The sequence below is a fragment of the Streptomyces sp. TRD_SC_5 genome (assembly GCF_056836825.1).
This window is the reverse complement of the sequence record NZ_JBWZZS010000001.1, coordinates 1,687,245-1,701,517: the sequence shown is the minus strand read 5'-3', so window position 1 is coordinate 1,701,517 and position 14,273 is coordinate 1,687,245. Positions and strand designations below refer to the sequence as shown.

General features: G+C 70.7%; 15 protein-coding genes. 7 read left to right on the top strand and 8 right to left on the bottom strand.

All coding sequences use genetic code 11. From position 1 onward, the window contains the following. The first annotated feature begins 25 nt into the window (after positions 1-25). On the top strand, positions 26-535 hold the full coding sequence (locus tag AC1P0E_RS07830) for a pyridoxamine 5'-phosphate oxidase family protein (RefSeq protein WP_482741426.1): 510 nt from the start codon (positions 26-28) through the stop codon (positions 533-535). Positions 536-610: 75 nt separating this feature from the next. Here the strand turns inward: AC1P0E_RS07830 and AC1P0E_RS07825 are convergent, their stop codons facing one another. From AC1P0E_RS07825 to AC1P0E_RS07815, 3 genes are read right to left on the bottom strand one after another with little or no spacing between them, the layout of a single operon-like run. Beyond that, positions 611-1,597, bottom strand: coding sequence for an acyl-CoA dehydrogenase family protein (locus AC1P0E_RS07825; protein WP_482741425.1), 987 nt, complete (start codon positions 1,595-1,597; stop codon positions 611-613). After that, positions 1,597-2,742, bottom strand: a complete 1,146-nt coding sequence (locus AC1P0E_RS07820; RefSeq protein WP_482741424.1) for an acyl-CoA dehydrogenase family protein — start codon at positions 2,740-2,742, stop codon at positions 1,597-1,599. Before AC1P0E_RS07820 ends, AC1P0E_RS07825 begins: the two co-directional genes overlap by 1 nt. Then, the gene (locus AC1P0E_RS07815; RefSeq protein WP_482741423.1) at positions 2,742-3,608 is read right to left on the bottom strand and encodes an enoyl-CoA hydratase; all 867 of its coding nucleotides are present in this window, start codon (positions 3,606-3,608) and stop codon (positions 2,742-2,744) included. The genes AC1P0E_RS07820 and AC1P0E_RS07815 overlap by 1 nt, the downstream gene beginning before the upstream one ends. Positions 3,609-3,695: 87 nt before the next feature. On the opposite strand from AC1P0E_RS07815, the gene AC1P0E_RS07810 reads away from it, so the two are divergent. The 5 genes from AC1P0E_RS07810 (at position 3,696) to AC1P0E_RS07790 (ending at position 8,618) form a co-directional block, all read left to right on the top strand. Further along, on the top strand, positions 3,696-4,478 hold the full coding sequence (locus AC1P0E_RS07810; RefSeq protein WP_482741422.1) for an SDR family oxidoreductase: 783 nt from the start codon (positions 3,696-3,698) through the stop codon (positions 4,476-4,478). Between the two features lie 15 nt (positions 4,479-4,493). Next, positions 4,494-5,108 carry a TetR/AcrR family transcriptional regulator gene (locus tag AC1P0E_RS07805; RefSeq protein WP_482741421.1) on the top strand — a complete coding sequence of 205 codons (615 nt, stop codon included), beginning with the start codon at positions 4,494-4,496 and terminating at the stop codon, positions 5,106-5,108. A gap of 53 nt (positions 5,109-5,161) precedes the next feature. Next, the gene (locus AC1P0E_RS07800) at positions 5,162-6,319 is read left to right on the top strand and encodes an acetyl-CoA C-acetyltransferase (protein ID WP_482741420.1); all 1,158 of its coding nucleotides are present in this window, start codon (positions 5,162-5,164) and stop codon (positions 6,317-6,319) included. Between the two features lie 281 nt (positions 6,320-6,600). Further along, positions 6,601-6,804 (top strand): cold-shock protein, encoded by a 204-nt coding sequence (locus tag AC1P0E_RS07795; RefSeq protein ID WP_015607926.1) that lies wholly within the window; start codon positions 6,601-6,603, stop codon positions 6,802-6,804. A gap of 89 nt (positions 6,805-6,893) precedes the next feature. Continuing rightward, positions 6,894-8,618: a DEAD/DEAH box helicase gene (locus AC1P0E_RS07790; RefSeq protein WP_482741419.1), complete on the top strand. Its 1,725-nt coding sequence runs from the start codon at positions 6,894-6,896 to the stop codon at positions 8,616-8,618. A gap of 329 nt (positions 8,619-8,947) precedes the next feature. On the opposite strand, the gene AC1P0E_RS07785 is transcribed toward AC1P0E_RS07790, so the two are convergent. The 5 genes from AC1P0E_RS07785 to AC1P0E_RS07765 are packed head-to-tail and all read right to left on the bottom strand — an operon-like array spanning position 8,948 to position 13,404. Beyond that, positions 8,948-9,877 (bottom strand): tyrosine-protein phosphatase, encoded by a 930-nt coding sequence (locus tag AC1P0E_RS07785; RefSeq protein ID WP_482741418.1) that lies wholly within the window; start codon positions 9,875-9,877, stop codon positions 8,948-8,950. A 26-nt stretch (positions 9,878-9,903) separates the two neighbouring features. Next, positions 9,904-10,983 (bottom strand): NAD(P)H-dependent flavin oxidoreductase, encoded by a 1,080-nt coding sequence (locus AC1P0E_RS07780; protein WP_482741417.1) that lies wholly within the window; start codon positions 10,981-10,983, stop codon positions 9,904-9,906. Further along, on the bottom strand, positions 10,983-11,756 hold the full coding sequence (locus AC1P0E_RS07775; protein ID WP_482741416.1) for a CoA-transferase subunit beta: 774 nt from the start codon (positions 11,754-11,756) through the stop codon (positions 10,983-10,985). Before AC1P0E_RS07775 ends, AC1P0E_RS07780 begins: the two co-directional genes overlap by 1 nt. Then, entirely contained in the window at positions 11,753-12,601 is an 849-nt protein-coding gene (locus AC1P0E_RS07770) for a CoA transferase subunit A (protein ID WP_482741415.1), read from the bottom strand. The genes AC1P0E_RS07775 and AC1P0E_RS07770 overlap by 4 nt, the downstream gene beginning before the upstream one ends. Further along, positions 12,598-13,404, bottom strand: a complete 807-nt coding sequence (locus AC1P0E_RS07765; RefSeq protein WP_482741414.1) for an enoyl-CoA hydratase family protein — start codon at positions 13,402-13,404, stop codon at positions 12,598-12,600. Before AC1P0E_RS07765 ends, AC1P0E_RS07770 begins: the two co-directional genes overlap by 4 nt. 56 nt (positions 13,405-13,460) lie before the next feature. Here AC1P0E_RS07765 and AC1P0E_RS07760 point away from each other — a divergent pair, with 56 nt between their 5' ends. Next, positions 13,461-14,237: an SDR family oxidoreductase gene (locus tag AC1P0E_RS07760; RefSeq protein WP_482741413.1), complete on the top strand. Its 777-nt coding sequence runs from the start codon at positions 13,461-13,463 to the stop codon at positions 14,235-14,237. Positions 14,238-14,273 lie beyond the last annotated feature (36 nt).

Sequence of the window (14,273 nt, the reverse complement as noted above, 5' to 3'; positions counted from 1 at the left end):
CGGGTATTCCGGGTTCAATAACGCCATGATGGTTGTCAGTTGGGCAGACTTTCAGGCGGCGAAACCGGAGCTCGCGGACGCGGTGCGGCGGCGGTTCCAGCAGTACAGGCATCATGTCCTCGCGACGATCCGCAAGGGCGGATCACCGCGCGTGACCGGGCTCGAAGTGACTTTCCTGCACGGTGAGCTGTGGCTCGGCATGATGCCGAACTCGCGCAAGGCGCAGGACCTCCGACGCGATCCGCGCTTCGCCGTTCAGGCGAATCCGGGAGCGGGGGAGGAGATGCGGGACGGGGACGTGCGGATCAGTGGCCGGGCGGTGGAGGTTACGGATGCCGACGTGATCGCCCGGTTCGCCGGGGAGATCAAGCCGCCGGAGCCGTTCCATCTGTTCCGGGTGGAGCCGACCGAGGTGGTCGGGACGTCGATCGAGGGCGACGCGCTGGTCGTACGGGCCTGGCGGCCGGGCCGCCCGGTACGCACGATCCGCCGGGGCAACGGCGACGGACCGGCCCTGGAGGACTCAGCGGACTGAGAGGACTGAGAGGACTGAGGGGCCTGCGGGGGCGGGTGCCGCGTGGCGTGGGTGGGGATCGCGCCCCTGCGTGCGTCATGCGGCAGCAGCCAGTACCTTCGACCGGCACTCCGACGGTGTCCCCCATGCGTCCCGCAGCGGGCGGGCCTTGCGGAGCCAGAGTGAGAGGTCCAGCTCCTCCGTGTAGCCGACCGCCCCGTGCAGTTGGAGTGCGGTCCGGGCGGCGGCGTACGCGGCCTCGCCCGCCGTGAGCTTCGCGGCGGCGATGTCGGCGGTCGTCATCGACAGCGCGGCGCCGAAGAGCAGCGGCCGGGCGAACTCCAGCCCGATCAGGGTGTCGGCCAGCCGGTGCTTCACCGCCTGGAAGCCGCCGATGGGCGTCCCGAACTGGGTGCGCTGCCCGGCGTACGTCACCGTCCGGTCCAGCAGCGCCAGCCCCGTGCCCAGCGCCTGCGCGGCGGTGGCGAACGCCGCGCGGTCGGCGGCGTACCCGGCGGCTGTTGTCACGGCGGGCCCCGAGGCGAGCAGTTCGCCGCCCGGCTCCGGCCGGTACAGCCGTCGCGCCGGATCCGCGGACGCGTGGAGCGCGCCGTACCCGGGAGCGAGCCGCAGCTCGTCGCCGTGCACGGTGAGGAGGTACGTCGCCGAATCCGCGTCCAGCGCGTACGGCCCGCCGCCCGGAAGCGTGAGCGTCGCGCTCGCCCCGCCCGAGGCCAGCGCCGGCAGCAGCCGCTTCGCGGGGCCGTCCTCGCCGTGCTCGGCGAGGTGGGCCAGCAGGGCGGCGGCTGCGACGGTCTCCACCACCGGACCGGGCACGGCATGCCGCCCGAGTTCCACACAGGCCACCGCCAGTTCGACCGGCAGCGGCCCCACCCCCTCGTACGCCTCGGGAACGGCCAGCGCGAAAACCCCCGCCCCGGCGAGCCGGGCCCACAGTGCGTTCCCGGGAACGGCGTTTTCGGCCGCCCAGGACCGTACGACCGACGGCGTATCGGCAGCCGTCAGCATCGCGTCCAGGGAACGTCCGAAAGCGGCCTGTTCGTCGTTCAACAGGAACCTCATCAGCGGCGGCCCTTCGGGAGGCCGAGCAGGCGCTCGGCGATGATGTCGCGCTGGATCTCGTTCGTCCCCGCGTAGATCGGCCCGGCGAGCGAGAACAGATAACCCTCCGCCCACTCGCCCCGCGCCAGCTCCCCGTCCGCGCCCAGCAGATCGAGCGCTGTCTCGTGCAGAGCGATGTCGTAGTCGGACCAGAAGACCTTGTTGAGGCTGGACTCCGCTCCGATGACCGCGCCCGCCGCGAAGCGCGAAGCGTTGGCGTACGTGAAGAGCTGATAGGCGCGCGCGCCGACGACCGCGTCCGCCACCCGGTCACGCAGGGCCGTGTCCGAAGGGTCCGCCGACGTACGCCACTGCCGCACGAGCCGGTCCGCGGCGGCGACGAAACGGCCGGGGGAGCGCAGAGTCAGCCCGCGTTCGTTCCCGGTCGTCGACATGGCGATCCGCCAGCCCTGCCCCGGCTCCCCGATGACATCCTCGTCCGGTACGAACACCTCGTCCAGGAAGAGCTCCGCGAAGGCGGGCTTGCCGTCGAGCCGGCCGATGGGGCGGACCGTGACCCCGTCCGCCCGCAGGTCGAACATCAGGTAGGTCAGGCCGTGGTGGGGCTTCGCCGCGGCCGGATCCGTACGGAAGATTCCGAAGGCCCGGTCCGCGAAGGCGGCCCGTGACGACCACGTCTTCTGCCCCGACAGCAGCCACCCGCCGTCCGTCCGTACGGCGCGGGACTTGAGGGAGGCGAGGTCCGAGCCCGCCTCCGGCTCGGACCAGGCCTGCGCCCAGATCACCTCACCGCTCGCCATGGACGGCAGCACGCGGGCGCGCTGCCCGGCGGTCGCGTGGTCGAAGAGCGTCGGCGCGAGGAGACTGATGCCGTTCTGCGAGACGCGCCCCGGGGCGCCCGCCGCGAAGTACTCCTCCTCGAAAATCAGCCACTTGAAGATGTCGACGCCCCGGCCGCCGTACTCCTCGGGCCACGACACCACCGACCACCGGTCCGCGTGCAACCGTGCCTCCCACGCGCGATGAGCGGCGAAACCCTCCTGGGTCTCCAGGGAAGGGAGGGGCTGAGCGGGGACGTGCGCCGCCAGCCACGCCCGTGCCTCGACGCGGAAGGCGGCCTCCTCGGGAGTGTGCCGCAGGTCCATCAGGTGCTCGCCTTCTTCATCGCGGACACATCCATCCCGCCGAGCGGATCGGCCGCGGTCTCGGCGTTGTGGGCGTGCGCGAGGTGGTGCAGTCCGAAGACCGAGTCCATGCCGGTGTGCATGCCCTGAAGGTCCTCCGCCTGGTTGACGGCCCGCTTGGTGAGGGCCAGTCCCAGGCGCGGCATCTCGGCGATCCGAAGAGCCAGTTCCTCGGTACGCTCCGCGAGTTCGGCCCGTTCCACGACGCGGTTGACCATGCCGACCTCGTACGCCCTGCGTGCGGGCATCCGGTCGCCCGTGTAGAGGAACTCCTTGGCGATCCGCGGCGGCATCACCCACGGGTGCGCGAAGTACTCGACCCCGGGAATGCCCATGCGCACCACCGGATCGGCGAAGAACGCGTCCTCGGAAGCGACGATCAGGTCGCAGACCCAGGCGAGCATCAGGCCGCCGGCGACGCACGCTCCCTGGACAGACGCGACGACCGGTTTCGGCAGCTCGCGCCAGCGCCGGCACATCCCCAGATAGACCTCCGACTCACGCGCGAATCGCGACTCGGCGCCCTGCTTGTCGCAGTGGTCCCACCAGAGGCCCGCTTTGCGCTCGAAGGGGAGGTGGGCGTCGCGCTCGGGGGTGCCGATGTCGTGACCGGCGGAGAAGTGGTCGCCGGCTCCCGCCAGCACGATCACCTTGACGTCGGAGTCCGCCGCCGCGCGGTAGAAGGCGGCGTCCAGGGCGTAGGTCATCGCCGAGTTCTGCGCGTTGCGGTAGCGCGGGCGGTTGAGGGTGACGTACGCGAGCGGGCCGACACGCTCGTACAGCACGGGTTCGTGGCGCTGGGCGCGTTCCTCGGGGGCAGTGGGCATCAGCTCATCCTTCCCTAACAAGTGTTTGGTAGGTTAACGTACGGGCGTGAGCAGCGTCGAGGGATCAGCGTCGTGGGAGGCACGGGCATGAGGGCACCCGAGTACGTACCGGGACACGGGCTGCTCAAGGGGCGTACCGCTGTCATCACCGCCGCAGCCGGCGCCGGTATCGGCGGCGCCACAGCGCGCAAGTTCCTGGAGGAGGGCGCGCGCATCCTCATCGGCGACGCCCACGCACGCCGCCTGAAGGAGACCGAGGAGGCGCTCGCCGCAGAGTTCGGTGCCGCGAACGTCGCCTCCCTGCCGTGCGACGTCACCGAAGAGGCGCAGGTGCAGGCGCTCTTCGACCTCGCTGTACGTGAACACGGCGGCCCGGACATCGTCGTCAACAACGCGGGCCTCGGCGGCACGGCCGAGCTCGTCGACATGACCGACGAGCAGTGGTCCAAGGTCATCGACGTAACGCTGAACGGCACGTTCCGCTGCACCCGGGCGGCTCTGCGGACCATGAAGGCCGCCGGCCGGGGCGGCGTCGTCGTCAACAACGCCTCCGTCGTCGGCTGGCGTGCCCAGGCGGGCCAGGCCCACTACGCCGCCGCGAAGGCCGGCGTCATGGCGCTCACCCGGTGCGCGGCGGTCGAGGCGGCGGCGTACGGGGTGCGCGTCAACGCGGTCGCCCCCAGCCTCGCCATGCATCCGCACCTGGTGAAGGTGACCTCGGCCGAGCTGCTGGCCGAACTCACCGAACGTGAGGCGTTCGGGCGCTGTGCCGAGCCCTGGGAGGTCGCGAACGTCATCGTCTTCCTCGCCGGCGACTACTCCTCGTACATGACCGGCGAGACGGTCTCCATCAGCAGCCAGCGGGCCTAGGCGGACAATGGCAGCGTGCCTAACAAGAAGAAGAACCAGGTGACCGCCTCGCCCGAGCGCCGCCGCGAACTCCTCGACACGGCGGCCGAGGTGTTCGCCGCCCAGGGCTACAACGCCACCACCGTCCGCAAGGTCGCGGACGCGGCGGGCATGCTCGCGGGCAGCCTCTACTACCACTTCGATTCCAAGGAATCGATGCTCGACGAGATCCTCTCGACCTTCCTGGACGAGCTCTGGGAGGGGTACGACGCCGTCCTCGCCGCCGGGCTTGGGCCGAGAGAGACCATCGAGGCGCTCGTCACCGAGTCCTTCCGGGAGATCGACCGGCACCGCGCCGCCGTCGCGATCTACCAGAAGGAGTCCAGGCATCTGTCCGCGCAGCCGCGCTTCCACTACCTCGCCGACTCGCAGCAGAAATTCGAGAAGGCGTGGCTGGGGACGCTGGAACGCGGGGTCGCGGCGCGGGTCTTCCGCGCCGACCTCGACATCCGGCTCACCTATCGCTTCGTCCGCGACACCGTGTGGGTCGCGGCGTCCTGGTACCGGCCGGGCGGTCTGCACAGCCCCGAGGAGATCGCCCGCCAGTACCTGTCGATGGTCCTGGACGGCATCGCTCTGCGCAGTACGTAACACCGCCCGTCTTCACACCGCCCGTCTTCCGTGAAAGCGAAGGAGCAGCAGACATGGCCGAGGCCTACATAGTCGAAGCGGTACGCACGCCCGTCGGCCGGCGCAAGGGAGGCCTCGCGGCCGTCCACCCGGCCGACCTCGGGGCACACGTCCTGAAGGCTCTCGTCTCGCGCTCCGGCATCGACCCTTCGGCGGTGGAGGACGTCGTCTTCGGCTGCCTGGACACGGTGGGGCCGCAGGCCGGTGACATCGCCCGTACGGCATGGCTGGCGGCCGGGCTGCCCCAGGAGGTGCCCGGGGTCACGATCGACCGGCAGTGCGGGTCCTCGCAGCAGGCCGTGCACTTCGCCGCGCAGGGCGTCATGTCGGGGACGCAGGACCTGGTGGTCGCCGGCGGCGTCCAGAACATGACGCAGATCCCGATCGCCTTCGCCTCCCGGCAGGCGGCCCAGCCACTGGGGCTCACGGAGGGCCCGTTCGCGGGCTCGGAGGGCTGGCGGGCGCGGTACGGCTCGCAGCCGGTGAACCAGTTCCACGGGGCGCAGCTGATCGCCGAGAAGTGGGGCATCTCCCGGCTCGACATGGAGGAGTTCGCGCTCCGGTCGCATCAGCGGGCGGTACGCGCGATCGACGAGGGGCGTTTCGAGCGGGAGACGGTGGCCTACGGGGACGTGACGGTCGACGAGGGGCCGCGCCGCGGCACCACACTGGAGAAGATGGCGGGGCTGAAGCCGGTTCTGGAGGGCGGCACGATTACGGCGGCGTGCTCGTCACAGGTCTCGGACGGGGCGGCCGCGATGCTGATCGCGTCCGAACGGGCGGTCGCGGAGTACGGGTTGACGCCGCGAGCCCGCATCCACCACCTGTCGGTGCGGGGCGAGGACCCAATCCGGATGCTGTCCGCGCCGATCCCGGCGACGGCGTACGCGCTGAAGAAGGCAGGCATGACCATCGAGGACATCGACCTGGTCGAGATCAACGAGGCGTTCGCGCCTGTCGTGCTGGCCTGGCTGAAGGACACGGGCGCGGACCCCGCCCGGGTGAACGTCAACGGCGGCGCGATCGCGTTGGGCCACCCCTTGGGGGCGACCGGAGTCAGGCTGATGACGACGCTGCTCCACGAACTGGAGCGGACGGGGGGCCGATTCGGCCTCCAGACGATGTGCGAGGGCGGCGGCCAGGCGAACGTGACGATCATCGAACGCGTGTGAGCCGTTGCGGCCGGATGGGAAGGGAACGCGCGGAGGGAACGCGCGCCCGGCCCGCGCCGCCCGTACGACGATCTTCCTGCGGCCGAGGGGTGGTGCTCCGGCGCCATCGTGTTAGAGTGGACGAGTTGCAGTTTTGGTACCCATAAACATTATGTGCGCCTGACGGGAATGCTTCCTCAGGCGCATTTTGTTTTCCGGTTCTCCGGATGGGGCTCATTGCGGCGACGTGGAATCCGTACAGTGCGGATTTCCGGATCTGCCCCAGTTTTTAGGAGAATGACATGGCTACTGGAACCGTGAAGTGGTTCAACTCGGAAAAGGGCTTCGGCTTCATCGAGCAGGACGGCGGCGGCGCTGACGTCTTCGCTCACTACTCGAACATTGCCACCCAGGGCTTCCGTGAGCTCCAGGAGGGCCAGAAGGTCTCCTTCGACGTCACGCAGGGCCAGAAGGGCCCGCAGGCGGAGAACATCGTCCCGGCCTAATTCGCCGACGCGATACCTCGCCAGCCGGGGCCCGCACCGTGAAGGTGCGGGCCCCGGCTTGTGCTTGTTTCCAGGAAGGCAAAACCTGAATGACCCGCTCCGAACGCCCCGCCGCCGCCACCAGCACACGCTCCGCGCGTCCCGCCCGCAATCGTTCCCCGCAGGCCGCTCGCGGCAAGGCCCCCGCAAAGGGTCCCGCCCGCAGGGCCACACCTGTGCAGGGTGAATTCGCGATGCCGGAGACGATCACCCCGGCGCTGCCGGCCGTCGAGAACTTCGCCGATCTCGACATGCCCGCAGCCCTGCTCAAGACCCTGGCGGCCCAGGGTGTGACCGAGCCCTTCCCCATTCAGGGCGCGACCCTGCCGAACACGCTCGCGGGCCGCGACATCCTCGGCCGTGGGCGTACCGGTTCCGGCAAGACGCTCGCCTTCGGTCTCGGGCTGCTGGCCCGCACCGCGGGCCGGCGTTCCGAGCCGCGCGCGCCGCTCGCGCTCGTCCTGGTGCCCACCCGCGAGCTCGCGCAGCAGGTCACCGACGCGCTCACGCCGTACGCAACGTCCGTGAACCTGCGGATGGCCACGGTCGTCGGTGGTATGTCGATCACCAAGCAGGCGAACACGCTGCGGCGTGGAGCCGAGGTGCTCGTGGCCACCCCCGGGCGGCTCAAGGACCTCATCGAGCGCGGCGACGCGGACCTCGGCCAGGTGTCGATCACCGTCCTGGACGAGGCCGACCAGATGGCCGACATGGGCTTCCTTCCGCAGGTCACAGCGCTGCTGAAGCAGGTGGAGCCGGACGGGCAGCGGATGCTGTTCTCCGCGACGCTCGACCGCAACGTCGACCGTCTCGTACGGATGTTCCTGACGGACCCGGTGGTCCACTCCGTCGACCCGTCGGCGGGCGCGGTGACGACGATGGAGCACCACGTGCTGTACGTCGCCGACGAGACCGACAAGAAGGCCGTCGCCACGCGTATCGCCGCGCGTGAAGGGCGGGTCATCCTCTTCGTGGACACCAAGCGCGCGGCGGACCGCTTTGCGAAGCGGCTGCTGGCCAGCGGTGTGTACGCGGCGGCGCTGCACGGCGGCCGGTCGCAGCCGCAGCGCAACCGGACGCTCGACCAGTTCAAGACCGGGCAGGTCACGGCGCTGGTGGCGACCAATGTGGCGGCGCGCGGCATCCATGTCGACGACCTCGACCTGGTCGTCAACGTCGACCCGCCGACCGATCACAAGGACTACCTGCACCGTGGCGGGCGTACCGCCCGTGCGGGCGAGTCCGGCAGCGTGGTCACGCTGGTGCTGCCCGACGAGAAGCGCGAGATGACGCAGCTGATGTCGGCCGCCGGCATCGTTCCGCAGACCGCGCGGGTCAAGTCCAGCGACGACGAGCTGACCCGGATCACGGGTGCGCGCGAGCCTTCGGGCGTCGCCATCGTGATCGAGGTCCCGCAGCAGCAGCAGGCTTCCGCGAAGCCGAAGCGGCGTCCGCAGCAGAGCGGTGGCCGTGGTGGTGGCGCGGGTCGCGGTGGCGGCGGTGGCGTGGGTGGAGGCGCTCGTACGCAGGGCGGCGGTCGTACGCAGGGCGAGCGCGCCCAGGGCGGCGGCGGAGGTCGCGGCACTGGTGAGCGGGCGCAGGGCGGTGCGGGTGGTCGTCGTACGCAGGCGGGCGCCGGTGCCGGTGCGGGGGCCGGTAGCCGGGGTGGCGCCGGTGGTCGTGCGCCGGCTTCCGGCGGTCGTGCGCAGGCCGGTGGCGGCGGGCGTGGCCGTGGTGGCCGTGGGCAGGGCGGCGGCCGGAGCGCGGCTGCGTAGTGGCGGCCGGGTAGTGGCGGCTGGGTAAGGGCGGCTGGGTAAGAGCCTTGCCCTGCGGGGCTTTTCGCCGCCCCGCCCCGCCCCTTCCCGCTGGGACACTTTGCGGCTCCGCCGCGTCCGGGGGCAAGCCTGCAAACGCCGGACGGGCTTGATCCGCCGGGCACAGTTTTCGCTTCGCCCGGCCGGGCTGCATTCTTGCCCGGCCGGGTTTGCGCTTTCCCGGGGTGGGTGAGCCGGCGTGTCCATTCCCTTGCGCCGCATTCAGCCCGTCCGGCGTTTGACGGCTGGGGCCCGAGGCGAAGCCACAGTCTCCGGGAGGGGTGGGCGCCTTAGTGGCGCAGCATTCCCGCCCGGAGCTTCGCGAGCGTACTGCGGTCAAGGCCGAGGCCCTTCGTGAGGTAACGGTCGAGGCCGCCGTACTCCGCCTCCATCTGTTCCAGCGCCGAGTCCAGATAGTCCATCCGTACCTCCTGGAGCGGAATCAGCAGATCCGGGTTCTGCATCATCCCGGACTGCTTCAGCCCCTCACGAACCTTGGCGTCGTGCGCCGCGCGATACGTGTTCGACGCCAGATAGTCCCGCTCCGCCGTGCGCGACGGTACGCCGAGCGCCCGAAGCAGTACGTAACTCAGCCAGCCCGTACGGTCCTTGCCCGAAGTGCAGTGGTACAGCAGCGGTGCGCGGTGGTTGCTGTTCGCCGTGTCGCGCAGCGTCTCGGCGAACCGCGCCCGGTTCTCCGCGTTCGTGACGAACGTACGGTAGACGTCCCGCATGAACGCCGCGGCCTTGCCGTCCCCCAGCATCTCCTCCTGCCGTACCGGGTCCCTGGACCCGATGGCGGTGATCAGCTGCGCGAACAGACCGTTGTCGGTGACGGGCCGGGGCGTGGCCGTGAGGCCGGGCGGCAGGCGGTCCGTGCCGTCGTACTGGACCTCAACGGGGACCCGGAAGTCGACGACCTTCGTCAGGCCGAGCCGGCCGAGGGCTGCGACATCGGCTTCCGTCAGCTTGCTGAGCGCGTCGGCGCGGTAGACCTGTCCGTAACGGACGGTGTGTCCTGTGTACGTGCGGTACCCGCCCAGGTCACGGACGTTCGTCGCGCCCTGGAGGGGGATCTGGCGGACCGTTTCGGCATGGGTGACGGCAGCGGTGGTGACCGCCGTGGGCGCGGCGGCAGCCGACGCCGGCAGGCAGCCGATCGCGAGAGCGGAGAAGACCGCTCCGGTGGTCAGGCCGAGGCGGGTTCGGACACGGCTCATCTGACAACTCCTGTGAGGAGAGGGAATCACCCTGGTGTCGGCAGGGTGCGGGGCGAAACCATGGGTGCCTGGAATCGTTCGAGCGTTTCGTTTGCTTCGGCCATGACACGTGCCACCAGTTCCGCGCAGGACGGCAGATCGTCGATCAGGCCCGCGACCTGCCCGGACGCCATTACGCCGAGATCGGTGCGGCCCTCGACCATGGACGCCCTGAGCAGCATCGGAGTGTTGGCGGCCAGCAGGACCTGGCTCCAGGTCAGGTCCTTGCCGTGTTTCATGGCCAGGCCGTCGCGAAGCATCGCGGCCCAGCTCAGGCCGGAGATCCTCCTGAAGCCGGCCGCGTGGCGCACCGCCCGGGCGAGCGCCTTCGTGCGGCCCGCGCGTTCGAGGGAGTTGACGAGGTCCGTACGGAGCATGCGGTGCGGGAGGCCGTCGACGGCCGTCGTGACGGTGACGTCCTTGACGCTCGCTGCCAGGTAGCGGGCCTTGACCGCGTCCGGGACCGTCGAGTCGGACGTGAGCAGGAAGCGCGTGCCCATCCCGATGCCGGCCGCCCCGTACGCGAGCGCGGCGACCAGACCGCGGCCGTCGCAGAATCCGCCCGCAGCGATCACGGGAATGTCCACCGCGTCCACAACCTGGGGCAGCAGCACCGTGGTTGCCACCTCCCCGGTGTGCCCGCCGCCCTCGCCGCCCTGCACCATGACCGCGTCCGCGCCCCACGCGGCCACCTTCTCCGCGTGTCTGCGCGCGCCGATGGACGGGACGACCACGACACCCGCGTCCTTCAGCTCCGCGATCAGGTCCCTGGAGGGCGCGAGCGCGAAGGAGGCGACCTTCACGCCCTCGTCGATGATGATCCGTACGCGCGCCCGCGCATCGTCCGCGTCGGCGCGCAGGTTGACGCCGAAGTGCGAGTCGGTACGGGACTTGACCTCGCGCACGGCGTGGCGGAGCTGCTCGGTGGTCATCGTCGCGGAGGCGAGGATGCCGAGCGCGCCCGCGTTGGCGGCCGCCGAGACGAGACGGGGGCCCGCGACCCAGCCCATGCCGGTCTGGACGATGGGACACCTGACGCCGGTGAGGGTGGTGAGCGCCGTCTCCATCAGGGCTTGACCTCCCTGTCGCGCAGTCCGTCCGGGTCGATGACCTCGCGGATCAGGCGGAGTTCCTCGGGGGAGGGCTCGCGGGTGTGCGGTACGTCCGCGGGGACGGTGAGGGCGAAGCCCGTCGCTTCCTGGATCCGGGCGGCCGTGACGCCGGGGTGGAGGGCGGCGAGGCGCATCGAGTGGTCGGGGGTGTCGAAGTCGAGGACGCCGAGGTCGGTGACGACGCGCGGGATGCGGTGGTAGCGGGTGGCGCTCGGGCCCGCGGCGGCCGCGCTGTCGTAACCGACGCCCGACACCATGTCGACCTTGTCGACGAAGACACGGGTGGAGTGCTTCGGCACCCAGTAACTCGTCGGGTTGTTGAGCGTGTTGACCGGAGCGCCGCGTACGCCGAGGAGCTGACGGGCGGGCTGCTGCCAGTCGCCGATGCAGGAGATGTTCTGGTTGCCGAATCGGTCGATCTGGCTTGCGCCCATCATGACGTGGCGTCTGCCGCCGGTGACCATGGCGAGGTGCCGGCGGTACGGGAGCCAGCCCTCCGGCGTCCCGTCGACGCCGACCAGCATGGCCTCGCCGTCGGTGAGGAGGAGGTCGGGGGAGAAGGTGCGCTTGGCGAGGCGGGCGCCGATGGCGGGGATGGTGCCCATGGGGCCGGCGAGGATCTCGCCGTTGTCGCGCCAGGCTTCGGCGCAGGCGATGACGCAGTACTCGGCGCGGGTGGCTGTGGATGCGGCTGCGCTGGTGTCTGTGCTTGTGCCTGTGCGGGTCACTTCTGCTCCTCGTGCCACGCCTGTACGGCGCACTGGTAGGCCGTCTCGTCACCGGACAGGAAGCGCTCGGCAAACTCGGGCCAGGGGGTGGCGGCGTACACCCGCTGGAAGGCTTCGTCGCGTTCGTAGTCGGGGGCGCAGGAGGTGAAGTGCGCGCCGTTCGGTGTCTCGATCACGCCGGTCACGTAGTGGCGATTGAGGAGGAGGCTCTGCGGTGGCGCCTCCTTCGTCAGTTCCGCCGTCTCGACCACCTGCTCGCACGAGACGTACGCCGTGTCGGCGGCCTCGCAGAAGAGGTCGTCGAAGTACGGGTCGGGGCCGAGGTACTGGCCGTTGCCGAGCCGGTCGGCGCGGTTCATGTGGACCAGCGCGGCGTCCAGGCGCAGGGCGGGTACGGCGACGAACTCCTCTCCGTCGGCGTACGGCGAAGTGACCGTGCGGAGCGATGGATTGACGCGCATTACGTCCGAGCCGACGCCGGCTCGGACGGGCAGGAACGGGAGGCGGTTGGCGGCGGCGTGCAGCCCCCACATGAACATCGCCTCGTCGATCTCGGTGAGTTCGATTGCGCCGTTCTGGCGGGCCGTACGGAAATGTGGCTCCAGGGGGATCGAGTCGAGGGTGACGAAGGCGGTGACGAGCTTGCGGATCTTTCCGGCGGCGGCGAGCAGACCGACGTCCGGGCCGCCGTACGAGACGACAGTGAGATCAGTGATCTCGGAACGGAGCAGTGCTCGGACGAGGGCCATCGGTTTGCGGCGCGAGCCCCAGCCGCCGATGCCGACCGTCATGCCGCTGCGGAGCCGGGCGACGGCCTCTTCGGGAGTCATCGTCTTGTCGGTCACGGTTGTGTGTCCTCCTGGACCGAGGAGTAGGGGGAGGTGTCGCCGAGGTTGTCGCCGAAGGTGTTACGGACGCGGTCCGCGATGCCGGTGAGGTTTGCCTCGAAGGTGAAGCCCTGCTCGAAGCGGTAGCTGCGGCGTACGTCCACGGGGTCGATGCCGTTGATGGCGGCCTTGGCCAGCCGGATGAGGCTGCCGTCCTTCTGCGCGATCTCACGCGCCAGGGCGAGGGCTTCGCCGAGGAGTTCCTCGCGCGGGACGACCTTCCAGACCGAGCCGTGGGCGTGCAGTTCGGCGGCGGTGGCGGTGCGCGAGGTGTAGTACAGCGCGCGCATCAGGTGCTGCGGGACGAGGCGGGCGAGGTGGGTGGCGGCGCCGAGCGCGCCGCGGTCCAGCTCGGGCAGGCCGAAGGTGGCGTCGTCGGACGCGACGATCGCGTCGGCGTTGCCGGCCAGGCCGATGCCGCCGCCGAGGCAGAAGCCGCCCACGGCCGCGACGACGGGCACCTCGCACTCGTAGACGGCGGCGAACGCCTCGGCGCAGCCGCGGTTGGCGCCGACGAGGGAGGCGTGGCCGGTGTCGCGCTGCAGCTCCTTGATGTCCACCCCGGCGTTGAAGCCGCGGCCCTCGGCGGCGAGGACGACGCAGCGGACGTCGGGGTCGCGGCCGGCGGTACGGAGGGCGTCGGCGAGGTCGTACCAGCCCTGCACGGGAAGTGCGTTGACGGGCGGGAAGTCGACGGTGACGACGGAGACGCCCTTGTCCGGGCCTTCGGGGCCTTCCGGGCTTGAGGTGGAGACACCCATGAGCGGATCAGCTACCTTTCCACCAAACATTTGTTAGGTGGGGAAGGTAGCAGCGAATGGAACTGAACGGGAGGGTCGCCGTCGTCACCGGCGGCACGCGCGGCGTCGGCGTCGGCATCGCGCGGGCGTTCCTGGCGGCGGGGGCGCGCGTGGTGGTCTGCGCGCGCCGGCCGCCGGACGAGGTGGTGGAGGCGGCAGGCCGGGAGGCGGAGTTCCGGCCGCTGGACCTGCGGAACGAGGTTGCCGTCCAGGACTTTTTCGCCGGTGTGGTGGCGACGTACGGACGGCTCGACGTACTGGTCAACAACGCGGGCGGGACGCCGTACCGGCTGCTGGGGGAGGCCGATGCCGCCCGCCACGCGCGGGTCCTCGCACTGAACCTGACCGCACCGCTGACGGCCTCCTTGGCGGCGTACGAACACCTTCGGGCGTCCGGGGGATCGGTGGTGATGATCGGCAGCGTCAGCGGGGCCAGACCCTCGCCGGGGACGGCGGCGTACGGAGCGGCCAAGGCGGGGCTGGAGAGCCTGGCCAGGTCGATGGCGGTGGAGTGGGCGCCCGACGTACGGGTGAACACGCTCGTCCTCGGCATGGTCCGCACCGAGCGCTCGCACCTGCACTACGGCGACGAGGCCGGCATCGCGGCGGTAGGCCGGACGGTCCCGGCGGGCCGGCTCGCGGAACCCGGCGAGATCGGCGACGCGGCCGTCTTCCTCGCCTCCGGGCGGGCGGCGTACGTGAGCGGTGCGTCACTCCTCGTCCACGGCGGCGGCGAACGCCCCGCCTTCCTCGACGCGGCAACAGCCAACAGCCGACAAGGAGATGCGAAATGACGCGAATCGGAACCGGAACCGGAACCGGAATGGGAA